Source organism: Paenibacillus sp. 1_12, from assembly GCF_900114475.1.
Taxonomy (GTDB): domain Bacteria; phylum Bacillota; class Bacilli; order Paenibacillales; family NBRC-103111; genus Paenibacillus_S.
On sequence record NZ_FOTE01000008.1, the window covers coordinates 97,351 to 121,080 of the forward strand.

Consider the following 23,730-nt stretch of genomic DNA (forward strand, 5'->3'; position numbering starts at 1 on the left):
TCAGATGTTTGATTTATTTTATATAATCCAATCCAAATAATTTGTAAAAGGTATTGTCGGGGCTGGCAATCTATAGTAAGATCCAATTAAGCGCTTAACCTCATGAGGTTTGAGCGTCGGATTTTCACAGGTTAAGCGCTTAATCTTTTTTACAAGAAGATTAACGTTTTGCCTCACAACATCTAGAATCTCTACGCAACGCCATTACAAACGGTGAAGCCAAATACAATTAACTGAAAGAATCGATGGAAGGGAGAAAATTGAAATGAGTACGATTCGACTTACGATGGCTCAAGCCCTGCTTCGTTTTTTGGATAAGCAATACATTTCGCAGGATGGTGAAGAAACAAAGCTTTTTAAAGGAGTTATGGGTATATTTGGCCACGGTAATGTGACGGGTCTCGGAGAAGCGTTAGAACGCAGCGCGGGTGATCTTGTCTATATTCAAGGAAAAAATGAACAAGGGATGGTGCATGCTGCAGCCGCCTATGCGAAGCAAAGGAATCGCAAACAGATTTTTGCCTGCACAAGCTCGATTGGTCCCGGGGCTCTGAATATGGTTACAGCTGCGGCAACGGCAACGGTTAACCGGATACCCGTGCTGCTTCTGCCAGGGGATAATTTTGCAACTAGACAACCAGATCCGGTGCTTCAGCAGCTGGAGGTACAGGCAGATTATACCGTTTCCGCTACGGATGCGTTCAAGACTGTCAGCAAGTATTGGGACCGTATTGTGAGACCCGAGCAATTGCTAACAGCAGCGGTTCAGGCCGTTCGCGTACTCACCGATCCAGCAGAAATGGGTGCGGTTACACTGGCTCTACCGCAGGATGTGCAGGCTGAAGCCTATGATTATCCACTTTCATTTTTTGAGAAAAAGGTTCACTTTATTGATCGCCGTCCGCCTGCAACTGATTCATTACTGAGGGCTGTTGAGCTGATGAAGGGCAAGAAAAGACCACTGCTCGTTGCAGGCGGCGGTGTTCTATATGCATCCGCTACACAAGAGCTTGCTGCCTTTGCTGAAGCCTTTGGCATTCCAGTAGCTGAGACACAAGCTGGGAAAAGCTCGCTGCCCTGGAATCATCCACTGAATGTAGGAGCCATCGGGGTTACAGGGGCACTAGCGGCAAATGTGCTTGCCAAGGATGCTGACCTGATCATCGGTGTAGGAACTCGCTATTCGGATTTTACAACAGCGTCCAAATCCGCGTTTGCACATCCTGATGTGCAATTTATTAATATCAACATCAATGGATTCGATTCTGCGAAGCTTAATGGGGCTGCTGTTACAGGGGATGCAAGAGAGTCGTTGAAAGCGCTTCAGGAAAAACTTGCAGCCGCGCATTACGAGACTAGTTATGAAGCTTCAGAAATTGCCGACTTGAAGAAACGTTGGGATGGCGAGGTTGATCGGTTGTATGCAGCCCAGCACGAAGATGGTTTATCACAAACTCGTGCGCTTGGTGTCATTAATGAAACGATAGATGCTTCTTCGGTGATAGTATGCGCAGCAGGCAGTCTTCCCGGGGATTTACATCGGCTGTGGAGAACGCTTGAGCCGAAAACCTACCATATGGAATACGGATTTTCATGCATGGGCTATGAGATTGCCGGGGCTTTTGGATCTGCACTTGCCGAGCCGGAGCGTGAGGTATACGCAGTGGTGGGTGACGGCAGCTATCTGATGATGCATTCCGAGCTGGTCACAAGCCTGCAGGAAGGACGTAAAATTACGATATTGTTGTTCGACAACCACGGCTTCCAGTGTATTCATAATTTGCAAAGAGGTCATGGAAGTGATGGGTTTGGTAATGAATTCCGTTACCGCTCCGAGGATACAGGTCGTTTAACCGGAAATGTGATGCCTATCGATTTTGCTGCTCATGCACGCGCCTTGGGAGCAAAAGCGTACAAAGCGAATACTGCGGAGGAGCTGAGCGCAGCGCTGCTGCAAGCGAAGCAGGAAACGATAACGACGCTGATTGAAATTCCGGTAGTTGCTGGAACGAATACTGATGGTTATGAATCGTGGTGGAATGTGGGCGTGCCCGAGGTTTCGGTTAGTGAAAAGGTGCTCGCTGCTCATCAGGAAATGAAAACCCGCATTCAGGCGGTAAAGCTGATTTAATCCTCATCTAATCGAATGAATAAAGGAGAGTCTGTGCATGCTGGAACTGCCATTTAAGCTGGGCATCCATCCGATCAATTGGGTAGGCGAGGACGTCAAAGAGCATGGTGACGATACAACCTACGAGCAAATTCTGGATGATATACAAGCTCTCGGTTTGAAAGGAACGGAAATGGGCCGCAAATACCCGACTGATCCGGTGATTTTGCAGGAGGAGCTGTCCAAGCGCGGGATTCAGCTCGTATCGCAGTGGAAATCGGTGCTCTTCTCTGATCCTTCTTATCGGGAAGCGGAGCTGGCCGCTTATCGCAAGCACGTGGAATTTTTGCATGGAATGGGCAGTACGGTGATCAGCACCTGCGAGGTCGGAGGATCACTGCATTTTGACCCACGCCGCACCCCGAACGAAAAGGAGGTGCTGCGGCTGGATGAAGCAGGCTGGCAGAGCCTTGCTGAGGGACTCAATGCGGCTGGCGCTATAGCTCAGGAGTATGGCTTGAAATTAACTTATCATCATCACGGTGGTACCGCGGTGGAAAGTCCGGAAGAAATTGATCGTTTGATGGAGTTGACCGATCCGACAAAGGTATTTTTGCTCTATGATACGGGTCACGCCTATTACGGAGGTGCAGATCCGTTACAGGTTCTGCTCAAGCACTATGACCGCATTGCTTATATCCATTTCAAGGATATTCGCCAGGAGGTGCTGGACGAGGCACGTGCCGAACAAGTCGATTTTGTTACGTGCATTCGTAAAGGCGTGTTCACCGTTCCGGGTGATGGCTGTCTCGATTTTGGACCGATTTTGAATGAGCTGCTGACCCGTGGTTATGATGGCTGGGCAATGCTCGAAGGAGAGCAGGACCCGGCAGCACATCCCGCTTATGAGTACGCCAAGAGAGCCTTGGAGCATATGGAAGCCTTGATTAAAGGAAATAGATAAGGAAGCTGGCAAGTAAACTAATGATTAGGAAAGAAGGTAAATAAACTATGACCTATGTAACGTTTCCAACCGGAAAATCACTGGATTTTACAGCAATCGGACGGCTGTGTATCGATTTGAACGCTAACGAAATTAATCGCCCTATGGAAGAAACGATGACTTTCACGAAGTACGTGGGAGGCTCACCAGCCAATATTACGATTGGTATGTCGCGATTCGGGCTGAAAACCGCTTTTATCGGTAAAATCGCCGATGACCAAATGGGCCGGTTTATTGCCGATTATTTGCAAAAGAACAACATTGATACCACGAATGTTGTGACGGATCATACCGGAGCGATGACGGGGCTTGCTTTTACAGAAATCAAAAGCCCGACAGAATGCAGCATTTTGATGTATCGTGACAATGCCGCTGATTTGCGACTGACTGCGGAAGAGGTTCAGGAAGACATTATCGCACAAGCGAAGGTGCTGCTGATCTCGGGAACGGCGCTCGCTCAAAGTCCATCTAGGGAGGCTGTATTCCAAGCTCTGCAGTATGCCAAAAAACACGGTGCGGTTATCGTGTTCGATCTGGATTATCGTCCATACACGTGGGTATCTCCTGAAGAAACGGCTGCTTATTACAATCTGGCAGCAGAGAAATGCGACATTATTCTCGGTACCCGTGAAGAGTTTGATATGATGGAGCGATTTGAAGCTAATCCGGAGCATAGCGATAATGTGACAGCATCCAAATGGTTCGATTACTCGGCCAAGATCGTCATCATCAAGCATGGCAAAGATGGTTCGATTGCGTATACGAAGGATGGCGAAGGACACCGGGCGCAAAGCTTCCCAGCCAAGGTTGTTAAAACGTTTGGTGCAGGCGATTCTTATGCCGCAGGCTTTTTGTATGGCGTTATGCAAGGCTGGACACTCGAGAAAAGTATGGAATTCGGCAGCGCAGCAGCGTGTATAGTCATTTCCAGCCACAGCTGCTCGGATGCAATGCCATCGGCCGAAGCAGTTCACGATTATATCGAACGCTGCAACCGCGGCGAAATTACAGCATCTTAAGTTTGAATACCAGAGGGGAGAACAATTAACATGACTGAAACCTTGAAAAACTGGATCGGCGGCGCATGGGTCGAATCCGTTTCCACACAAAGCGAGCCCGTGTATAATCCGGCAACCGAAGAAATATTGGCGTATGTTCCACTATCTACGATGGAGGATGTAGACCTCGCCGTGCAGACGGCCCAAGAGGCTTTTAAAACATGGAGCCGCACACCGGTTCCGCGCCGGGCACGCGTTTTGTTCAAATATCAGCAGCTGCTGGTTGATCATTGGGAGGAGCTGGCTGCTCTCGTTACGGAGGAAAACGGTAAAAGCTATAACGAGGCTTATGGTGAAGTACAGCGCGGTATCGAATGCGTAGAATTTGCAGCCGGTGCTCCGAACCTGATGATGGGTAAGCAGCTTCCGGATATTGCGTCCAATCTGGAGTCCGGTATGTACCGCTATCCCGTAGGTGTTGTGGGCGGAATTACACCGTTTAATTTTCCAATGATGGTTCCGTGCTGGATGTTTCCGCTTGCGATTGCTTGCGGTAATACGTTCATTTTGAAACCATCCGAGCGTACGCCGCTGTTGGCGAATCGATTAGCTGAGCTGTTCAAAGAAGCTGGCTTGCCTGACGGTGTATTCAATATTGTCCATGGCGCCCGCGATGTGGTTAATGGATTGCTTACGCATAAGGATATTCGCGCCATTTCATTCGTAGGCTCACAGCCGGTAGCCGAGTACGTTTACAAAACCGCCTCCGCCCATGGCAAACGCGTACAAGCGTTGGCTGGTGCAAAAAATCACTCGATTGTAATGCCAGACGCAGATTTGGATGGCTCGGTTAAAGAAATTATTAATGCTGCATTTGGATCAGCGGGAGAGCGCTGCATGGCCTGCTCCGTTGTCGTAGCCGTTGGCGAAATCGGTGATACATTAGTGAACAAGCTGGTCGAGGCTGCTAATCAGCTTACGATAGGCAATGGAATGAACGACGGCGTATTCCTGGGACCTGTAATTCGTGGGCCTCACAAGGAACGTACTTTATCCTATATCGAGACAGGCGAAAATGAAGGTGCGCTGCTCATTCGTGATGGCCGTAAAGATGAGGCAGCAAGCGGCAAAGGTTATTTTGTCGGGCCAACGATCTTTGATCAGGTGACGAGCGAGATGAAGATTTGGGAGGATGAAATTTTTGCTCCTGTATTGTCTATTGTGAGAGTTGCTACGCTGGAGGAAGCTGTAGATTTGGCTAATCGTTCGGAGCTGGGCAATGGCGCCTGCCTGTTTACGAAAAGCGGCAGCAGTGCTAGACAGTTCCGCGAAACGATCGAATCCGGCATGCTGGGCATCAATCTGGGTGTACCTGCGCCGATGGCTTTCTTCCCGTTCTCAGGCTGGAAAAATTCGTTTTATGGCGATCTTCATGCCAACGGTACAGATGGAGTCGAGTTTTATACGCGTAAAAAAATGGTTACTGCCCGCTGGTAGGTAGGTTTTCCAGTAAAAAGCAGATAGCATGTGCATGCAAGCCTTACCGAAGGAGTTGAGTTTAGTCAGATGGCCCTAGTTTCTATGAAAACGATGCTGCTTCAGGCATTGGAAGGAAAGTATGCGGTTGGTCAGTTTAATTTAAATAATCTGGAATTTACCCAAGCGATTCTGCAGGCGGCTCAAGCGGAGCGGGCACCTGTTATTTTGGGTGTCAGTGAGGCCTACATTCCGTATATGGGCGGGCTTCCTTGCATAGCGGGCATGGTCAAGGCGCTGATCGAGCACTACGGAATAACTGTTCCAGTGGCGCTTCATCTGGATCATGGGTCCACCTATGACCTCTGCATTCGGGCGCTCCATGCAGGCTTCACCTCCGTTATGATTGATGCCTCGCACCATTCGCTGGAGTTCAATATTGATGTGACACAGAGGGTTACACAGGCAGCGCATGCACTTGGCGCAACGGTAGAATCGGAGCTTGGACGAATTACGGGCCGCGAGGACGATCTTGTTGTCGATGATGCTGATGGGATGTATGCCGTACCTGAGGATTGCGCCCAGCTGGTTCGCGCTACGGGTATTGATTGTTTGGCGCCAGCGCTTGGCTCTGTACATGGTCCTTATCGCGGCCAGCCGAAGCTCGGCTTTGAACGGATGGAGCAGATTCAAAAGCTGACCGGCTTGCCTCTTGTGCTGCATGGGGGAAGTGGTTTGCCGGATGAGGAGATTCGTCAGGCCATTGCACTTGGTACGAGTAAAATCAATGTGAATACGGATAATCAAATGGCTTGCACGGAGGCAATTCGCAGTTTCTTGAACGACAATCCTGCAGCTTATGATCCGCGTAATTATCTGATTCCAGCGAAAGCAGCGATTCAGGCAAAGGTACAAGAAAAGATTCGTTTATTCGGAAGTTCAGGCAAAGCAGGAGGGAGCTTATCATGAAGAAAATTAAAATTGGTATTATTGGTGCAGGGCGTATTGGCAAAATTCATGCCGATAATTTGCTTAGGCTGCCACAGACGGAAATTGTTGCTGTAAGTGATTTGTTTGCTGGTCCCGAGTTGAATGCTTGGGCTAGTGAGAGAGGCATCGCTATTGTTACAAAGGACAGTAATGAGGTTATTGCGAATCCGGAAATTGATGCGATATTTATTTGTTCCTCTACCGATACGCATGTACCGCTGATTAAGCAAGCAGCAGAGGCGGGCAAGCATATTTTTTGTGAAAAGCCGGTAAGTATGGACATTCGATTTACGGAGGAAGCGCTGGAAGCAGTACGGAAAGCGGGAGTAAAGCTGCAAATCGGCTTCAACCGACGTTTCGACCATAATTTCAAACGCGTTCGGGAACATGTACAGGCAGGCTTGATCGGAGAGCCGCATATTGTGAAAATCACTTCGCGCGATCCGAATCCGCCGCATCCTGACTATATTAAGGTATCTGGCGGGATTTTCATGGATATGATGATTCATGATTTTGACATGGCCAGGTTTTTGTCAGGAAGTGAAGTCGAGGAAGTACATGCCATCGGCAACGTATTAGTCGATCCGGTGTTTGCCGAGTATGGCGATGTGGATACGGCAATTGTGACACTGAAGTTTGCAAGTGGAGCGCTTGGTGTTATCGATAATAGCCGTCAAGCGGTATACGGGTATGATCAACGCGTTGAAGTATTTGGATCAAAGGGAAGCACAGCAGCTTCCAATGATCATCCGACTACGGTAGAAATCAGCACTGTAGATGGGATTACACGTGACAAACCGCTGCATTTTTTCCTGGAGCGCTATAACGCCGCATATGTGGAAGAGACGCAAATGTTCATTGATTGTATTGTGAACGACAAGCCGCTGCCAGTTGAAGGTAATGACGGTCTGCAGGCCGAAAGAATTGCGTTAGCAGCCAAGCTGTCCAGCCAGTTGGGCCGTCCAGTGAAGGTTAGTGAAGTGTTAGGACTGCTCACGCAGCAGCTGAAATCTGTATAGTTTGAAGCTCAGTAGCGCTTACGAAGTAGTTTTCTAACGAAAACTTGAGGTTATTGCTTACGAAGTCAGCTTCCTACGGAAGCATAGTAGCGCTTACGAAGTAGTTTTCTAACGAAAACTTGAAGGAGGGATCCACCATGTCCAAATTAATCGTTAAGCCAGATCAGGCGCCGAACGCTGAAGGAACCGTATTGACGGTTACACCGCAATCGGCTGGCTGGGAATATGTTGGTTTTGAGGTGCTGAAGCTGTCGGAGGGCCAGATTCTGAAGCGAGAAACAGGTGATCAGGAGGTATGCCTGGTGCTGCTTAGTGGAAAAGCAGATGTGGCTACACGTAATGAGGCATGGCAGGAGATCGGGCAGCGGATGAGTGTATTCGAAAAGACAAAGCCTTATTCGGTTTATGTGCCAAATGCCGATCATTACGAGGTACGGGCGCTGACCGCTGTAGAATTGGCTGTGTGCTCGGCACCTGGACAAGGCAACCACGCGGCGCGTCTAATCGGACCTGATCAGGTTGGTGCGGAGACTCGCGGCTCTGGCAATATGGAACGACAGATTCATAATATTTTGCCTGAGCAGGAGCCAGCCGATAGTTTGTTGGTCGTGGAAGTATTTACACCGGGCGGCCACTGGTCAAGCTATCCCCCGCATAAGCATGACCGGGATGCGCTCCCTGATGAATCGCTGCTGGAGGAAACTTATTATTTCCATGTTCAGCCGGATCAGGGCTTTGCGGTCCAGCGCGTATATACAGATGATCGCTCATTAGATGAGGCGCTTATTGTTCAAGACGGCCAGACCGTATTGGTGCCTAAAGGCTATCATCCGGTTTCAGCGCCTCCGGGCTATGACGTTTATTACTTGAATGTAATGGCCGGTCCTAACCGGATTTGGAAGTTCCATAATGATCCCGATCATGCATGGCTCATGCCGAAACCCCGTTAATGATCTATGTAGTACAATATCAATATGATGTATAATTCATTCCATAAAGCAGAGCTATGCAGCTTGTAGAAGCTCATAGCTCTGCTTTTTTTGCGTTTGGTCGTCTGTTTCATAGATAGGGGGTAAAAGGCAGCAACCGCTAACGGGCTTCCCTCCCCTTTACGGCTGCTGCCTTTATGAGTAGATAACGAAATGACAGATTCATGTTAGATGAATGTTCTCAAAATAATAACAAGCAGAATGAACAGTACAAGAATAACACCTGTTGTAGTTCCCAATCCAAAACCTGCACAACTTCCACAACCTACGCCAAGTCCAGCTCCGTATCCCATAGATCTAACCCCCTTCCATTTAACCTTCTTTATGTTATGTAGGACGGCTCCTGACGGATTGGGACTCATGGAAAATGTGCTTTTGTAAGGGAGAAACAAGTCGTTCCACGGTTGATAGATTTACATATGATGTGATGTGGGGGACACCGCCAACAGCTCTCCCATGCTACCCCATAGTTCAATCTCCAATAGACGGCTGCCTTTATGGGACCGTCTATTTGTGTTGTAATCGCTCAGTCTATATTAGATGAACTAAACATCATGACAGCAAAGAGGCGCTGCGAAAGCAGACCCCTCTTCCAATCGCTGTTGCAGCCAGATTCTTTCGATTCTTAGCCCCAAAGGGGTAAGAATCCGTCTGCAAAGGCGAACACTTCGTTTCTCTAGAAGGGTCCGCTTTCTCCGTTCGGGCTGTGTGTTTCTCTGGTTCATCTTATATAGTCTGGTTACGGAGTTAGAAGAGGGTGGAGGCCTATACTGTGCAGGAAGTCTTGCATTTCTTTTATGGTTAACGCTCTGGAATGATAATCTTTGTATGAGCGTTTCTGAATTTAGCCGGAGAAAGCAGATAGGTGCGCTTGAATACATGATAGAAATGACTCAAATTATCAAAGCCAGCGGCAGAAGCGATATCGACTATTTCCCCATCGGTGTACTGGAGCAGATTGGCCGCAACCTGCAGCTTGAAGCCATTGATCCATTCTGTGGCTGTTTGTCCAAAATGCTTCTTGATGCTCCGACCTACATGCTCGGGGCTTCTGCAACTCAGCTCATACAGCTTGGGTAACCCCAACATCAAATTCTCCCTTTGCTGCATGTTATCTTTGAGATCAAGAAGCCAGCCGGGTATTGGAGAAGCCGGAATCGGCATACAGGTATAAATATATTGAACACATATATCAAGCAATAACGACTTGAATTCAAACTGATTAATTGACGGATTTGATTTAGCAGATAATGCGAGCTTCAGCAGCCGCGCCTTGAGCGCATTCTGTTCCAGACGGTTTAGGTGTGCGGTAGGTGGCCTGTCGCTATCTACAATAAAAGCCGATAAGGAGGGATTATCCAAATAATTCATGAGTGCCTCGAAGATTTCCGCGGTAAAGGCAACATTCATTAATTGCAAATTACCGGTATGGTTGATCTCGTAATAATGTCGATCTTCAGGACGGATTAGCACAAGTGAACCTGCGCGCAGCGACTGTTTCTTTCCGTTCACCCAATGGAACACAATATCCTCAAAGGTTACGAAAAATTCATAAAAATCATGACAATGCTCCTCAGTTGTAAGCTTCATGGTTTGATAATAAGCATAGTGATATCCTATGTGAGGGTCTATGATAGATGCCGCTAATAAACGTTTCAATATAACCACACTCCAAATGGTAGGCTGATATCAATATAGCACAAAAATTAATTTGAAAGCCTGCTATTGAAGACAAGAATTGCTGCGCTCATATCGGTATGCTAATTATAAGAACTTAACATCTCATCAAGGAGGAATTTTATAATGCAACATGCCGCACTTGCTAAAGGGGAAGTCGATTTTTATCACGAAAATGGGTATTTGGTTCATAATAAGCAGTTGTTTGGTCCGGAGATGATGACCGAGCTTTCTAATATTTTTGAAGAGCAGTGGGCGCTTCTGGGCAAGGGATTGAACAGCGAGCTGGACACACCGCATTTTCGTGATGCAAGATTACTTAAGTTTCTGTTGAGCAAGGAAGTGCTGGATTTGGTTGAACCCATTATCGGGCCTAATATCGGACTTTGGTCCAGCCATTTTATATGTAAGGAACCTGTAACCGGCAGGCAGACACCATGGCACGAGGACTCCGCGTATTGGTCAGGCCGAATGGACCGTTTTGATCAAATTGTTACCGTATGGCTGGCGATTGACCGCAGCTGGAAGGAAAATGGCTGCATGCGCGTTATTCCGGGAACGCATAATAACGGATTTTCAGAATATGAGGAAGTGGACGCGAAGGACAATATTTTCACTACCAAAATCAAACATATCGACGATTCAAAAGCCGTTTATTTTGAGCTGGAGCGCGGGGAATGCTCTCTGCATGATTCGCGGATTATTCATGGAGCTGCTCCCAATAAGAGCAGTCATCGTCGTTGCGGTTATACGATGCGTTATTTTTCAACAGAAGCTAAGGTCATTCCCGAAAAAAACGCAAGGCATCAAATATGGCTGGCGCGTGGAATGGATGTAGCAGGCAATACTTATGTAAGCGTGTAGACCAGAGCGGAAAACATAAGCGATAATGGCTTGTGTAGCTATTTTTAGCAATAAAGGATATTTTTCCTTATAATGGTTTGTATATCATTTATATAAAGGGGATGTTTATGGAATACAAAATTGTGTTTTTTGACGTTGATGGAACGATTACGAACCATGAAGACGGGAGTATTCCGAACAGTACCAAAGAAGCGATACAAGCATTGAAAAACAAAGGTCTAAGGGTCGTAGCTGCAACAGGAAGACCGCTGTCCATGTGTCAAGAAATAAGAGAATTAGGGATAGATACTTTCATCACAGCCAATGGTGCGTATGTGAAGCACAATCAACAGGTGATTCATAAAGTGCCCATGGACAAAAATCACATTCAACAAGTGTTAGAATTTGCTTACACGCACAATCATGGACTGTCATTTTTCACTGAAGATTTTTGCATGAATGGTGCACAAGATATTGAAATATTAAAAGCATTGAAGGAAACTTTGTCGTTACATGACTATCCTGCAATAGATCCATTGATTTATCTGCAAGAGGTATACTTGATGTGCTTATATGCCACTGATGAAACCGTTGAGACCTATATGAAACAATTTCCGCATTTAACTTTTAAAAGATGGCATCCTTTTGTATTGAATGTGCTGCAGGAGGAGGTATCTAAATCTTTAGCTATTATACAGGTTCTACAGTATTTCAACATGGATCATTCAGAAGCTATCGCGTTTGGTGACGGTGAGAATGATATAGATATGTTGGAATTAGTAGGGCTTGGTATAGCGATGGGAAATGGGAACGACAAATTGAAAGCAGCAGCAGATTTCGTGACTAAAAAATCAAGTGAAAACGGGATCGAGTTTGCTTTAAAAAAGTACGGGATTCTGTAAACCCGCATTCTTACATCATACATAGATTGTAGAGGTGAACATATGGATTTATGGTCGTATCCGTTAGGTAAATTTATTCCTGAGGAGCATCCAACTCCAGAGCTTCGAATAACATGGATGGAGGACATTGCCCAAATTCCAGAAACACTTCGACTGACTGTACAAAACCTGAATACCGAGCAGCTGCGTACACCCTATCGACCTGGCGGATGGAATGTTCAGCAGGTTGTCCATCATTTGGCTGATAACGATATGAATGCTTATATTCGTTTTAAAAGAGCTTTGACTGAGGAAGCACCAATTGCAGGATCTTACCGGGAAGACTTATGGGCAGAGCTGGACGACTATCAAGAAGCATCTATAGAAACTTCATTGATACTCATGGAGTCGCTGCATCAACGATTTGTCGTCCTGCTTCGTTCGCTTTCTCAGCAGCATTTTCGGCTTACATTTACAAGTCCAACTCATGGTGTTATGACCCTGGATATGGCCGCCCAAAGGTACGCTTGGCATGGGCGTCATCATATCGCTCAAATCGATTCACTTAAGCAGCGTATGGGCTGGTTATAGGCTATGAATTGAATATTTTAGTGCTTGTTGTAAATTAAAGTCGTATTCTGTCTAGGTCTGAATGGCCTAGAGTGACACGGCTTTTTTGTTGATTTCTGCACGAAATGATACGTGTTTATCCTTTTTGTTCCAAGTTAGTTACCTAGATGTAATGTATCGACAAGTCTCAATTCCGGTAGTAGGATATGGGTATTGCAGAGTGAACACAGTTCATAGAGATAACCAGGACGCTCTGAGATGATGCTTACGATGTAAGCGTCCTAAAGGACGCTCTAAGATGATGCTTACGATGCAAGCGTTCTTGTGAACGCTCTGAGATGATGCTTACGATGCAAGCGTTCTTGCGAACGCTCTGAGATGATGCTTACGATGCAAGCGTTCTTGCGAACGCTCTGAGATGATGCTTACGATGCAAGCGTTCTTGCGAACGCTCTGAGATGATGCTTACGATGCAAGCGTTCTTGTGAACGCTCTTAGGAGGTTTTCTTATGTTCCAGGTACTCATAGCTGAAGACGAAATATGGATTCGTGATGCGGTTGCGGAAATGGTCGAGAGACTGGCTCCCCAATTTAATGTCGCAGGTGAAGTGGGGAACGGGGATGAAGCCTGGAATTTTATTCAGGAGCACTGGCCAAGTATCGTCATCACAGATATTATGATGCCGCACAAAAACGGTCTTTGGCTGTGCGAGAAGATCCATCAGGCGCATCTTCCTATCGTGACGGTTGTTGTAAGCGGATACGATAATTTTCAGTATGCCAAGAAAGTGATGCGTTATGGGGTTACCGAATATTTATTGAAGCCGCTTGATGAGGAGGAGCTGCATGGTGCTCTGAAGCGATCCATTCAACGGCTGGAAGGTATGAGCGAAATTCACGAAGGTGTCATGAATATTCAAAAATTCGTCGAGCATCTGCCCGAAATGAGCCAGCATACCGTACAATCCGAGCTGCAAGCTCTATTAACGTCCATTTTCAAGCTAAGGCTAACCACCCCTAGCTATCGCAAAAGTTTATTCGCTATTTTATCGTCCAAATTGAATGAGCTGCTGCAAGCCTTTAATCCACAGCAAGCTATGATGTCCTTGGCATCCGATGATGAGCAAGCGATTCGTAAGCATTTTGCTGACCTGATACAAGCCTGGATCTTGATCTATCCTCAATATGCCAATCATAGCGGGAATGCCTCGATTAAACGGGTATGCGAATATATCGATGTCCATTACTTTGAAAATTTTGCACTGGCGCGTCTGGCTGAAATGTCGCACATGAGCATTTCTCATTTTAGTATGCTGTTCAAAAAAACGACCGGACACACCTGCCTAAACTACTTAAATTTGATTCGGATTCATAAAGCTAAAGAGCTGCTGCAGGAGCCAGACTTAAAAATTTATGAGATTGCCGATATGGTCGGCTACTCCTCACTGCCTTATTTCAACCGGATCTTTAAACAAATTGTTACTATTACACCGGTGGAATATAGAAAGAGGATGGGTCTATGAAGGCCTTCCTGGTACTCCGGAAATTATCGATCAAAATGAAGATGGTACTCGCTTTTCTCAGCGTCAGTGTATTATCTGTTCTGCTGTTGGGCCTGCTGTCTAATTATTATTACAGCAAAGCGGTTGAAAAAGAGTTTTTTACCATATCCAATGAGGCAACAGCACGTTTGAATTACCATCTGGATTATTATTATCAGCAGCTTCAGCAATCGACGCAGTATCTGATTCAGAATGACACGGTTCAGGAGTGGCTGACCAGCGAAAGCTATACGAATCTTGATAAACAGAATGTGGAGAAGGAGCTGAGAAGATACCTGGCACTGAATTATTCGGAAATTCAGGGCATGTTTCTGATTTCCAAATCCAATCAGATTGTGTCGATGGCACAGTATTTCGGCAAGCTGGACCGTTTTAATGATGAGCCTTGGTATGGCCGGCCTGTATCGCCGAATATCCGAATACTGCCAACGCATACCGCCAAATATGAAGGGGCTTATGGCCGACCGGTTATGTCCGTACTGCTGCCCATCTATAATAAGGAAACGATAGAGCTGATTGGGACTTTAGCTGTAGACATCTCACTACAGGAAATCGATCGTTCTTTCAAAAGCTCGCAATTGGCAAAATCGGGGATATTTTTTATTTTGGCGGGTGACGATTCTATTGTGTACCATCCGAATGAAGAGCTGAACGGGCTTCAAAAGAGACAGACCGAGCTTGCTGCTTTGAAGATACCGGATAAGGGAGAGACCGCGATTCAACGGTTTCGGGGAGACGATTACTTGATTGGCAGCTCACTCTCACCTGTAACTGGCTGGCGGATCGTATCGTTAGTCCCTTTTGCTGAAGTGGCGGTAGGTTTAAGCACGGCTAGACTTTCGATGATGCTGGTGCTCGTCATTATTACCTGTCTGGTTATTCTGGTGGTTCCGTTATTATCCAATCGTTTTGTCGATCCGATCCTGACTTTAAGAGGCTTGATGAGACAGGTAGCCAAGGGGGATCTGAGCGTGCAGACAGAATCGGTACCAGGACAGGACGAGCTGCAGCAGCTTTTCCACAGCTTTAATATTATGGTCAAGCGGCTTGATGAGCTCATCGTGACGAATTCGAACCTGCAAATGAAGGAAATGCAGGCACTGCTGCAGCAAAAGGAAACCTTGATCAAGGCACTGCAAAATCAAATCAATCCGCATTTACTCTACAATACGTTAGGCATCATTACGAGTATGGCTTATCTGGAAAAGGTACCAGTGATAGAAAGAATGGCCCGCAATCTGGCTGATGTGTACCGTTATACAGCACAATTCACCGATATGGAAGTGTATTTGGAGGAGGAGCTGGGGCAGCTGCGCAAATATTTGGATATTATTCATGTCCGTTTTCCGAAGCATTTCCAGAGCCGTTATTTTATTAATGAAAAGTTTATCCGCTGTCGCGTTGTGAAGTTCATTTTGCAGCCGATTGTCGAAAATGCCGTGAAATATGCGATTGAGCCGAGAGGCGGGGAAGGTGTCGTTATTGTTAGTGCTTACGACGAAGGGCGGGATCTGATCATTGAGGTAGCAGATAACGGACCGGGGATAGGTGACGCGGAATTGAAAAGAATTACCGAGCAGCTGGAGATGATTTCGACCAAAGTGGAGCAAAATTACGCGCAGCAGGATTCACTCGGGTTAGCCAATGTTCACGCGAGACTGGTCCTGCAGTATGGCAATAAATATGGTATCAAGCTGAGCTCGTTTCCAGGGCGTGGTGCTGTTGTGTCGATCCGAATACCGATTCACCTTGAATGAGGAGCTCAGAAAACGAAACAGCCGAGCGGTCACCAAGTCAGTTGGATCTGAAATAAGCAGATGGATAAGATTGAATCAGAAATCATAGGATTGGATAATGTATTCGCTTTCACCATGCAGTATGTTGGTTAGGTAAGATTCATATTGCCTGAGGGGGAACGTAGAATGGTTAAATGGATGAAAATATCCGCCGCGATTACACTGTCTGCCAGCATCGTTTCAGGATGTTCGCAAGGAGCTCCAAGCGATAAAGCAGCAGTAAGCAAACCCGCAGATAGCAAGTCGGCAAACAATTTTAGCGAAAAAATTAGCATTAACATGATGTCAATCGCCTATGAAGGCGGTGCTTGGTCAGACAAACATCCTGTCATCGATGAATTAAATAAAAAGCTGAATATCGATTTGAAAATCCAATGGGTTCCATCGGATAACTATGTGGAAAAATTAGGTGTGATGGCCGCTTCCAACTCATTTCCAGACGTATTCAGAATCAACAGCTCTGAATTTCTGAAATGGCGTGATAAGGGTGTTTTTCTCGATATTGCGCCTATCCTCAAAAACTATCCGAATTTAACGAAGGAAATACCTGCAGAGACGTTCGCTATTGGTAATCCCAAAGGGAAAGTCTATGCGTTACCCAACTGGACACCAGAATCCCGAGAAACCTTATTCATCCGTCAGGATTGGTTGACCAAGCTTAATTTGAAGGCACCGACGACAACTGATGAGCTGTATGAGGTGGCCAAGGCATTCGCCAAGAATGATCCGGACGGTAATGGCAAAGACGATACCATCGGCTACTCCATTGCGATCCAGAATAACAGAAGCTTCAGCCGCGCTGCCGATCCGATCCGTTTTGCTTTTGGACTTGCTAATAGTTGGAAAGAAGTGAACGGCTCCATCATTCCATGGCAATCTCAAACGAAGGAATTGAAAGATTTCTTAGGGTATATGAGCAGAATGTACAAGGATGGAATTCTGGATAAGGATTTTGCCATCAATAAAGGACAAGACCCGGATTTCAAGTTTGAGGCTAATAAAGTTGGCTTTACCGATGTTCCTGCGACCAATATTTATGACACAGGCCTTCCGAATCTGCAAAAGCTGGTGCCAACCGCACAAGCCGTTCAGCTAATACCACCGAAGGGACCTACAGGGCTTCAAGGAAATACGACTTATGCCACGACCAACAAGGTTGTTATTAATGCCAAAATCGACCAGAAGAAGCAAGAACGCATCATGGCGTTAATGGATTATATGGTCACACCTGAAGGACATTCACTGATCACTTACGGGGTAGAAGGTATTCATTATAAGAAAACAGGTGAAAAATACGAGGTACTCCCTGCATTCGAAACGGATCGCCCAATGTTAATTAACTTCTGGTTCTTCCACAAGCTTGACCCGCTTAACACAGTTAGACCTTGGGAAGATCAGGAAAAACCGAAAAAAGTGCTTGCATTGTTCGAGGTCAATAAGAAGTATGCAGTTATCGACAAAGGAGCAGGGCTATTCTCGGAAACATCTACCAAATCAGGAGCTACGCTTGACCAGAAGCTGATGAGTGAGATGGTATCCATTATTATGGGTGAAAAACCTGTTGATGCTATCGAAGCAGCTGTAGATGCCTGGAAGAAAAACGGCGGTGACAATATTATTGCTGAAATGAACGAACAGTATAAGCTGACCAAATAAGCAGTGAGCAAGCCTATCCCGAAGAGGATCAAGCTGACATCATGCGAAGGAAAGGACAATGGTGTATGAAAGCGATAAGTACAGAGAGCAAGCTGGAAGGCACTCATTCATTGGTTAAGAACAAAAGGAATTATCGTGCCTGGAAACGGGGGATTCCCCTTTATCTGATGATTTTCCCGGGATTGTTGTACTTTATCATTTTTAAATACATCCCCATGGGTGGGGTCCTGATTGCATTCCAGTCGTTTGATCCCTTCGACGGATTTATGAACAGTGATTGGGTGGGCTTGGATAACTTTCGCAAGCTGTTTGGGGAACAGGATTTTACGCTGCTGCTCAAAAACACCTTGATTTTGAGTGGAATGAATTTGTTTTTATTCTTCCCAGCACCGATCCTTCTGGCTTTATTGCTGAATGAAGTCAGGCAGGCTTGGTTTCGCAAAATCGTACAAACGGTCGTGTATATCCCGCATTTTCTGTCCTGGGTTATCGTCGTTAGTATTACAATTCTGTTGTTCTCTGTACAAGAAGGCGGTGTTAACAAGCTATTGATGGAATGGGGCTACGACCCCATACAGCTGCTCACGGATCGTGGGTACTTCCGTTATGTTTATGTATTTCAAAGCATATGGAAAGAGGCGGGCTGGAGTGCCGTTATATTTTTCGCTGCACTGGCCTCCATCGATCCTACCTTATACGAAGCAGCCGTAGTGGATGGGGCGAGCCGTTGGCGGCAAATGTGGCACATTACGCTGCCTGGCTTAAGAACCACCATCATTATCCTGTTCATCTTGAGGGTCGGCTATTTAATGGATACCGGTTTTGAACACATCCTCCTGATGCAAAATCCAACGAACCTGCAAGTATCGGATGTATTCGACACCTTCGTGTACCGTACCGGTATTGTGCAGGGAGACTTTAGCTATACGACAGCAGTGGGGCTGTTCAAATCGGTAATCGGGCTATGTCTTATTATTGGTGCGAATCGGATAGCCAAGAAAGTCGGAGAGGAGGGGGTCTATTGAGATGAAAACACATGATTTCAGAGGTAGGGCTCCTGTATACCAAACCGTCGTATTTACTTTGTTGGTTCTCGTTGTATTAATAGCCGTGGTTCCATTCCTGTATGTGCTGCTGGCTTCCTTTGCAACAAAGCAGGAAATTTTAACTCGAGGCTTTTTTCTTATCCCGAAGGTTTGGACGACTAATGCCTATGCCTATTTGATGGAGAACCGCAACTTTCTCAAGTCTTTTCAAAATTCGGTCGTGATCACAGCTACAGGTACGACAATTAGTATGGTGCTTACGACATTAATGGCTTACGGACTATCCAAAACCTGGCTGAAGGGACGCCGAATTCTCAATTTCCTGGTCCTGTTCACGATGCTGTTCAGTGGAGGCATGATCCCACTGTATCTGCTTGTAAGAGGCTTGGGCTTGCTTGACAGCTATTGGGCGTTGTTTTTGACAGGTGCAATTGCCCCCTTTAATTTGATTGTCATCCGCAGCTCCTTCCAGAACTTTCCGATGGAAATTGAGGAATCAGCTCGGATTGACGGCTGCTCGGAATTCGGTATGCTGTGGCGAATTGTAATTCCGCTCTCGATGCCGGTGATTGCAACCTTTACATTATTTTATACGGTTGATTATTGGAATTCGTACTTTAGCGCACTTTTGTATATTAATCAGTCGGACAGATTGCCTATCCAAGTGTTCCTTCGACAGATGCTGATTCAACCGAGTGAAAATATGGGGGCGTCTGTGGAAGGTCTGGAATTCAGCCCGGCCGTACGTATGGCTGCGGTGGTATTCACAGCAGCGCCGCTGTTGGTGGTGTATCCGTTCCTGCAAAAGTATTTCAACAAAGGGATGCTGCTTGGTTCGGTAAAAGGCTAGGAAGCTGTCCGACATGCAAAACCGATGGATATGCATTCATATTTCTGGCTATTCCGGAAAAGAGATGGCATTCCATCGCTGTTGAAATTCAAGACTGAATCCTGGTCACTATCTAAAAATGCGATGAATACTAACGGAGTATTCAGAGCGCTCTATATTACTACACTCAAAAAGTACGGTGAATAGGAGTGGAGCGGTCAGGGTGTTTCGGAGATAGCGAAGCGGTGCCTTTGTTCCCCGCTTTTTACAGCTAAATGTTTTATATAATCTGAAAATAGGGGAACAACAGCAATCGGAGGAACACCTTGACCGCGCAGCGAGACTTATTCACCGTACTTTCAATCCATAAACTCAAAGGAGCCTAATCAAAATGGAAAAAAATTTACTGGGTACTAATGTTATTACACAAATCGGCATTCTGGTTCATGATATTGAAAAGACTTCACAGGCGTATGCCGATTTTTTTGGAGTGGAAAATCCAGGCTGGGCGATAACAGGCGCCGTAGATGTTGCAGAAACGGAATATCGGGGAGAACGCTCGGAAGCGCGAGCCAAGCTGGCATTTTTCAAAATGGGTTCGTTGCAGCTGGAGCTGATTGAACCAGATGAGCACCCAAGCACATGGCGTGAATATTTGGATGAGCATGGGGAAGGTCCGCATCATATTGCGTTCAGGATCGAGGGTATGAAGGAGATCGTCATGAAGCTGGATCGCAATCAAATGCCTTTGCTGCAAAAAGGTGAATATACAGGCGGAAGATACGCTTATATCGATACATTGGAGCCGCTCAAAATCATTGTAGAATTACTGGAAAATGATAAGAAGAGCTAAGTCGATCATCTAATCGGGAGGTTAAGGACTTGGAGCATATAGAAAACAATAATCTGATGAAAATTGGCATCATTGTAGACGACATTGAAGAAGCAGCCAAGCAGTATGCTGAGCTGTTCGGTATCGAGATGCCGAAAATTCGAATTCCCGATCCAGATCGTGTACCCCAGCATACGGAAAGCGGGTATACGTGGTATCGAGGCAAATTCATCCGCGGTCAGGTGAAAATTGCTAATTTACAAATGGGACCCGTGACTGTGGAGCTGCTGGAAGCATACGATGAGCCGGGACCATGGAACGAGTTCAAACAGCTGCAGGGTCAAGGTGTTCATTTTATAACGTTCACCGTTCCCGGCTTTGAGCAGCATATCGATTTTGTGGAAAGTAAAGGCTACCCATTAACCCATAAAGGCGAATATGGAAGCGGCAGATACAGTTATTTTGGTACGATCGCGAAGCTCGGGGTAACCCTTGGTTTGCAGGAGCTGGGCAAGCCTCTTGATACACCGATAATGCCACAGGCAGGTGATGAAGAACAATGAATATTTTAATTACAGGTGCAAACCGTGGTCTCGGCTTTCATCTAACATCGATTGCGGCGCAGCGGGGCCACACAGTTATTGCTGGTATTCGCGCTGCGAGTCCCGATGGTCAGCTGCTTGAGTTGATTCACCGTTATCCCGGTCAAATCAAGGCTGTGGAGCTGGATGTCACCCGTGAAGAGACGGTAGCCCAGTTAGCAGAGAAGCTGAAAGCAGAGGACCAGGCTATCGATGCGATCATCAACAGCGCTGCTATCCTGCTCGGCAGAGGGGGAACACTTGAAACCCTTTCGATGGACGATGTAGCGCAGAGCTTTGAAGTCAATCTGTATGGGCCGATGCGAGTGGTCAAGCACCTGCTGCCATTGATGCCGGACAGAGGCCCGCGAATCATATTGAACATATCCTCGGAAGCTGGAAGCTTGTCCAATGCTTATGGTGGTGATTATCCGTATGCACTCTCCAAAGCCGCGATCAACATGTTCTCCAAACAGCTGAAAAAGTATGTGAAAGCCAAAGATATCCGCGTATATGCGCTGCACCCAGGCTGGATCAAAACGGATATGGGCGGGGAAAAGGCCCCTGGTGATCCTTTGGAAAGCGCTGCAGGCATCCTGGATATTGTGGAAATGAAAAAGGAGATTGCTCCTGAACACTATTTTATTAATTATAAAGGCGAGCCGATGCCGGTTTAATATGTGACATTGGCAAGGATGGAGGAACAGTGAGTGAAATCCATATATGCAATCGTGGGAGATTATTACCATGCCGAGGAACCGATCAGGCAATCTCTGAACCTAGCAATGAAGCCCCTTATAGACAGCGGCTCCTATACATTGGAGTACATATCGGCTGAGGAACTGATGGAGAGGCTTGCAACGAAGCCTGCGGCAGTGATCCTCTTCAAGGAAGACCGGATTAATCCGAAGGACGAGATTATCCAGAGTTGGCTGACCGAGGACATATCGGCAGCTATTGTCCGTTATGTGGAAGAGGGGGGAGGTTTCCTAAACTGGCATTCGGGTCTGGCCTCTTACCCGCCGGATTCGGCATTTGTGAACATGCTGCGCGGCTATTTTATTTCCCATCCGCCCAAGAATCAAGTGGTTCGATATCAAGGGACACTTCCTTTAGACAACTCGAAGGAAGGCTCAAAGGAAATCACATTTGAAATAATGGATGAGCACTACTTCGTCAGTTGTGATGAAGCGAATACGAGCGTTTTTCTGAGGTCGGCATCCATCGATGGCAGCTCCATTGCGGGCTGGCAGCATCCGTTTGGTCAAGGCAAGGTATGCTGTGTAACCCCAGCGCATAACAAGGAGGGGCTGCTTCACGATAGCATGATCGAGCTGCTTCAAAGCTCGGTTCAGGCTGTACTGTGATTGCGGAATAAACCTAAGAAACACCTCAGTGAAATTCAGTGCTTTCGGCATAATGTGCCTTTTTATGGAGCAGCGAAGGAAAGGGGTATGAGGATGATTCCAGATAAAGTGGCTCTGGTAACAGGTGGGAGTCAAGGGATCGGATTGGCTATTATGCACGCTCTGCTGCGCGAAGGCGCTTTTGTAGTTGCGGTCTCGAGGGATGCTAATAACTTAAAGCAGGCTCTGAACGCTGTTGATCCTCAGTATCAAGATCATGTGACAGCTATCCAAGCGGATGTAAGGAACGAATTTGAGGTTCATCATGCCGTTCAGCAGGTGGTATCCACTTATGGGCGAATAGATATCCTTATTAATTCGGCCGGAATCAGCATGCGTGAAAAACAAAATCTACAGGATACAGATATTACAGAATGGAACCGGATGATCGATATTAATTTAACAGGTACTTATCTGATGTGCCGTGAAGTCTTGCCCTTTATGAAGGCGCAGGATATGGGATATGTGATTAACATTTTATCGACGGCGTCATTTCGAAGTGGTTCCGGGAACGGGCTGTATGTAGCATCCAAATATGGTGCCCGTGCTTTAACCGAAACGATCATGGAAGAAAATAGACGTACAGGAGTCAGAGTTACTTCTGTTAGCCCTGGAGCTGTGGACAGCACGATCTGGAATCATAAAATTGAGCAGATCACACAGGAAGAGCGATCAACAATGCTAAAGACCGATGATATCGCGAGCATCGTTGTGTATTTGGTCAACCTTCCACCCAGAGTTCATATTGATAATATAACGGTAACCCCTTGGTATCGTTAATTAGCTTTATACAGTGGGATCACCTGACATGACACATGCAGGTGGTTTTTTTTGGAAATAAATTTTTTATAGATGTTTCTTTGTATAATTTTCCTTCTGATTGCAGAACCTTTAAATCAAAAGGAGGGAAAATTATGCAGAATCGCAGGCATGCATGCGCGATCCTCGGTCTAACCGAGGATGCGATTGAGAAAGAAATTGAGGACCGATATTTTTATCTGATGAAAAGATACAAATACCTTGATCCAGACGAGCAGCCCTCACCAGGGGAACCTATTTTCGCCAAAATTAATGAGGCCTACCGCTTTTTGATCGGTTATGCACCGCTGCAGCCGGTTGTATTTCGGGAGCTGGGATGGAAAGAAAAGGCTCAGCATATTCGGGATAATTATATGATGGAGATTACCTATTCGATTATATTGGTAGTGTTTATTTTCGCTGTAGGTGTAGGGATTACCGAGTTATATTGGGCTTTCCAGGCGGGAGCAAAGGATGTTGGAGTGTATACCCCTTATCCGAGCATGCTGGAAAATAATAAATAAAAACTAATCATATAATGGTCAATAAAGCCGCTTCGAGATCGAGCGGCTTTTTCAAATTGAACAAATCAATCTCCTTAAGGAAAATTGCTCATAATAATTTGAATACACACAAAAGAATTCCGGTCATCGATGAGGGCATATGAT

At 46.2% G+C, this 23,730-nt stretch carries 23 protein-coding genes; 21 read left to right on the top strand and 2 right to left on the bottom strand.

Going from position 1 to position 23,730, the window contains the following annotated elements; all coding sequences use genetic code 11:
- Positions 1 to 265: 265 nt before the first annotated feature.
- The 7 genes from iolD (at position 266) to iolB (ending at position 8,546) form a co-directional block, all read left to right on the top strand.
- Positions 266 to 2,131 (top strand): 3D-(3,5/4)-trihydroxycyclohexane-1,2-dione acylhydrolase (decyclizing), encoded by a 1,866-nt coding sequence (gene iolD / locus BM210_RS18660; protein ID WP_091171246.1) that lies wholly within the window; start codon positions 266 to 268, stop codon positions 2,129 to 2,131.
- A 37-nt stretch (positions 2,132 to 2,168) separates the two neighbouring features.
- Entirely contained in the window at positions 2,169 to 3,074 is a 906-nt protein-coding gene (gene iolE, locus BM210_RS18665; RefSeq protein ID WP_091171248.1) for a myo-inosose-2 dehydratase, read from the top strand.
- Between the two features lie 47 nt (positions 3,075 to 3,121).
- Positions 3,122 to 4,132 carry a 5-dehydro-2-deoxygluconokinase gene (gene iolC, locus BM210_RS18670; protein ID WP_091171250.1) on the top strand — a complete coding sequence of 337 codons (1,011 nt, stop codon included), beginning with the start codon at positions 3,122 to 3,124 and terminating at the stop codon, positions 4,130 to 4,132.
- A 30-nt stretch (positions 4,133 to 4,162) separates the two neighbouring features.
- Positions 4,163 to 5,608, top strand: a complete 1,446-nt coding sequence (locus BM210_RS18675) for a CoA-acylating methylmalonate-semialdehyde dehydrogenase (RefSeq protein ID WP_091171252.1) — start codon at positions 4,163 to 4,165, stop codon at positions 5,606 to 5,608.
- A gap of 69 nt (positions 5,609 to 5,677) precedes the next feature.
- Positions 5,678 to 6,556 (top strand): class II fructose-1,6-bisphosphate aldolase, encoded by an 879-nt coding sequence (gene fba, locus BM210_RS18680; RefSeq protein WP_091171255.1) that lies wholly within the window; start codon positions 5,678 to 5,680, stop codon positions 6,554 to 6,556.
- Positions 6,553 to 7,596 carry an inositol 2-dehydrogenase gene (gene iolG / locus BM210_RS18685; protein ID WP_091171256.1) on the top strand — a complete coding sequence of 348 codons (1,044 nt, stop codon included), beginning with the start codon at positions 6,553 to 6,555 and terminating at the stop codon, positions 7,594 to 7,596. The genes fba and iolG overlap by 4 nt, the downstream gene beginning before the upstream one ends.
- 137 nt (positions 7,597 to 7,733) lie before the next feature.
- Positions 7,734 to 8,546: a 5-deoxy-glucuronate isomerase gene (gene iolB, locus BM210_RS18690; RefSeq protein WP_091171259.1), complete on the top strand. Its 813-nt coding sequence runs from the start codon at positions 7,734 to 7,736 to the stop codon at positions 8,544 to 8,546.
- Between the two features lie 206 nt (positions 8,547 to 8,752).
- Here iolB and BM210_RS35390 read toward each other — a convergent pair whose 3' ends face one another.
- The gene (locus BM210_RS35390) at positions 8,753 to 8,878 is read right to left on the bottom strand and encodes a YjcZ family sporulation protein (RefSeq protein WP_218184944.1); all 126 of its coding nucleotides are present in this window, start codon (positions 8,876 to 8,878) and stop codon (positions 8,753 to 8,755) included.
- Between the two features lie 508 nt (positions 8,879 to 9,386).
- Positions 9,387 to 10,244, bottom strand: a complete 858-nt coding sequence (locus BM210_RS18695) for an AraC family transcriptional regulator (protein WP_091171260.1) — start codon at positions 10,242 to 10,244, stop codon at positions 9,387 to 9,389.
- A 144-nt stretch (positions 10,245 to 10,388) separates the two neighbouring features.
- Between BM210_RS18695 and BM210_RS18700 the strand changes: the two genes are divergently transcribed.
- From BM210_RS18700 to BM210_RS18765, 14 genes are all read left to right on the top strand, one after another.
- Complete coding sequence (locus tag BM210_RS18700; protein ID WP_091171262.1) at positions 10,389 to 11,126, top strand: phytanoyl-CoA dioxygenase family protein; 738 nt, start codon at positions 10,389 to 10,391, stop codon at positions 11,124 to 11,126.
- 107 nt (positions 11,127 to 11,233) lie between these two features.
- Positions 11,234 to 12,007, top strand: a complete 774-nt coding sequence (locus BM210_RS18705; protein ID WP_091171265.1) for a Cof-type HAD-IIB family hydrolase — start codon at positions 11,234 to 11,236, stop codon at positions 12,005 to 12,007.
- Between the two features lie 42 nt (positions 12,008 to 12,049).
- Positions 12,050 to 12,577 (top strand): YfiT family bacillithiol transferase, encoded by a 528-nt coding sequence (locus BM210_RS18710; RefSeq protein ID WP_091171267.1) that lies wholly within the window; start codon positions 12,050 to 12,052, stop codon positions 12,575 to 12,577.
- 488 nt (positions 12,578 to 13,065) lie between these two features.
- Positions 13,066 to 14,079, top strand: coding sequence for a response regulator transcription factor (locus BM210_RS18715; protein WP_091171269.1), 1,014 nt, complete (start codon positions 13,066 to 13,068; stop codon positions 14,077 to 14,079).
- Positions 14,076 to 15,875 carry a sensor histidine kinase gene (locus BM210_RS18720; RefSeq protein WP_091171271.1) on the top strand — a complete coding sequence of 600 codons (1,800 nt, stop codon included), beginning with the start codon at positions 14,076 to 14,078 and terminating at the stop codon, positions 15,873 to 15,875. Before BM210_RS18715 ends, BM210_RS18720 begins: the two co-directional genes overlap by 4 nt.
- Positions 15,876 to 16,040: 165 nt before the next feature.
- Positions 16,041 to 17,570, top strand: coding sequence for an extracellular solute-binding protein (locus BM210_RS18725; protein ID WP_091171272.1), 1,530 nt, complete (start codon positions 16,041 to 16,043; stop codon positions 17,568 to 17,570).
- Between the two features lie 65 nt (positions 17,571 to 17,635).
- A complete protein-coding gene (locus BM210_RS18730) occupies positions 17,636 to 18,595 on the top strand; it encodes an ABC transporter permease (protein WP_091171277.1) in 960 nt (319 codons plus the stop codon).
- Between the two features lies 1 nt (position 18,596).
- Positions 18,597 to 19,466, top strand: coding sequence for a carbohydrate ABC transporter permease (locus tag BM210_RS18735; protein WP_091171279.1), 870 nt, complete (start codon positions 18,597 to 18,599; stop codon positions 19,464 to 19,466).
- A 370-nt stretch (positions 19,467 to 19,836) separates the two neighbouring features.
- Entirely contained in the window at positions 19,837 to 20,298 is a 462-nt protein-coding gene (locus BM210_RS18740) for a VOC family protein (protein ID WP_091171282.1), read from the top strand.
- Positions 20,299 to 20,327: 29 nt separating this feature from the next.
- On the top strand, positions 20,328 to 20,840 hold the full coding sequence (locus BM210_RS18745; RefSeq protein WP_091171285.1) for a VOC family protein: 513 nt from the start codon (positions 20,328 to 20,330) through the stop codon (positions 20,838 to 20,840).
- Positions 20,837 to 21,535, top strand: a complete 699-nt coding sequence (locus BM210_RS18750; protein WP_091171287.1) for an SDR family oxidoreductase — start codon at positions 20,837 to 20,839, stop codon at positions 21,533 to 21,535. The genes BM210_RS18745 and BM210_RS18750 overlap by 4 nt, the downstream gene beginning before the upstream one ends.
- Before the next feature lie 33 nt (positions 21,536 to 21,568).
- Positions 21,569 to 22,225 (top strand): ThuA domain-containing protein, encoded by a 657-nt coding sequence (locus tag BM210_RS18755; RefSeq protein WP_091171290.1) that lies wholly within the window; start codon positions 21,569 to 21,571, stop codon positions 22,223 to 22,225.
- A 93-nt stretch (positions 22,226 to 22,318) separates the two neighbouring features.
- Complete coding sequence (locus BM210_RS18760; RefSeq protein WP_177237892.1) at positions 22,319 to 23,044, top strand: SDR family oxidoreductase; 726 nt, start codon at positions 22,319 to 22,321, stop codon at positions 23,042 to 23,044.
- Positions 23,045 to 23,178: 134 nt separating this feature from the next.
- Entirely contained in the window at positions 23,179 to 23,586 is a 408-nt protein-coding gene (locus BM210_RS18765) for a J domain-containing protein (protein WP_091171295.1), read from the top strand.
- The last annotated feature ends 144 nt before the right edge of the window (positions 23,587 to 23,730 follow it).

Excerpts from the sequence above, each read along its gene's own strand:
- iolD (WP_091171246.1), top strand. The coding sequence starts at position 266 with ATGAGTACGATTCGACTTACGATGGCTCAAGCCCTGCTTCGTTTTTTG.
- iolE (WP_091171248.1), top strand. The coding sequence starts at position 2,169 with ATGCTGGAACTGCCATTTAAGCTGGGCATCCATCCGATCAATTGGGTA.
- iolC (WP_091171250.1), top strand. The coding sequence starts at position 3,122 with ATGACCTATGTAACGTTTCCAACCGGAAAATCACTGGATTTTACAGCA.
- BM210_RS18675 (WP_091171252.1), top strand. The coding sequence starts at position 4,163 with ATGACTGAAACCTTGAAAAACTGGATCGGCGGCGCATGGGTCGAATCC.
- fba (WP_091171255.1), top strand. The coding sequence starts at position 5,678 with ATGGCCCTAGTTTCTATGAAAACGATGCTGCTTCAGGCATTGGAAGGA.
- iolG (WP_091171256.1), top strand. The coding sequence starts at position 6,553 with ATGAAGAAAATTAAAATTGGTATTATTGGTGCAGGGCGTATTGGCAAA.
- iolB (WP_091171259.1), top strand. The coding sequence starts at position 7,734 with ATGTCCAAATTAATCGTTAAGCCAGATCAGGCGCCGAACGCTGAAGGA.
- BM210_RS35390 (WP_218184944.1), bottom strand. The coding sequence starts at position 8,878 with ATGGGATACGGAGCTGGACTTGGCGTAGGTTGTGGAAGTTGTGCAGGT.
- BM210_RS18700 (WP_091171262.1), top strand. The coding sequence starts at position 10,389 with ATGCAACATGCCGCACTTGCTAAAGGGGAAGTCGATTTTTATCACGAA.
- BM210_RS18705 (WP_091171265.1), top strand. The coding sequence starts at position 11,234 with ATGGAATACAAAATTGTGTTTTTTGACGTTGATGGAACGATTACGAAC.
- BM210_RS18710 (WP_091171267.1), top strand. The coding sequence starts at position 12,050 with ATGGATTTATGGTCGTATCCGTTAGGTAAATTTATTCCTGAGGAGCAT.
- BM210_RS18715 (WP_091171269.1), top strand. The coding sequence starts at position 13,066 with ATGTTCCAGGTACTCATAGCTGAAGACGAAATATGGATTCGTGATGCG.
- BM210_RS18720 (WP_091171271.1), top strand. The coding sequence starts at position 14,076 with ATGAAGGCCTTCCTGGTACTCCGGAAATTATCGATCAAAATGAAGATG.
- BM210_RS18725 (WP_091171272.1), top strand. The coding sequence starts at position 16,041 with ATGGTTAAATGGATGAAAATATCCGCCGCGATTACACTGTCTGCCAGC.
- BM210_RS18730 (WP_091171277.1), top strand. The coding sequence starts at position 17,636 with ATGAAAGCGATAAGTACAGAGAGCAAGCTGGAAGGCACTCATTCATTG.
- BM210_RS18735 (WP_091171279.1), top strand. The coding sequence starts at position 18,597 with ATGAAAACACATGATTTCAGAGGTAGGGCTCCTGTATACCAAACCGTC.
- BM210_RS18740 (WP_091171282.1), top strand. The coding sequence starts at position 19,837 with ATGGAAAAAAATTTACTGGGTACTAATGTTATTACACAAATCGGCATT.
- BM210_RS18750 (WP_091171287.1), top strand. The coding sequence starts at position 20,837 with ATGAATATTTTAATTACAGGTGCAAACCGTGGTCTCGGCTTTCATCTA.
- BM210_RS18760 (WP_177237892.1), top strand. The coding sequence starts at position 22,319 with ATGATTCCAGATAAAGTGGCTCTGGTAACAGGTGGGAGTCAAGGGATC.
- BM210_RS18765 (WP_091171295.1), top strand. The coding sequence starts at position 23,179 with ATGCAGAATCGCAGGCATGCATGCGCGATCCTCGGTCTAACCGAGGAT.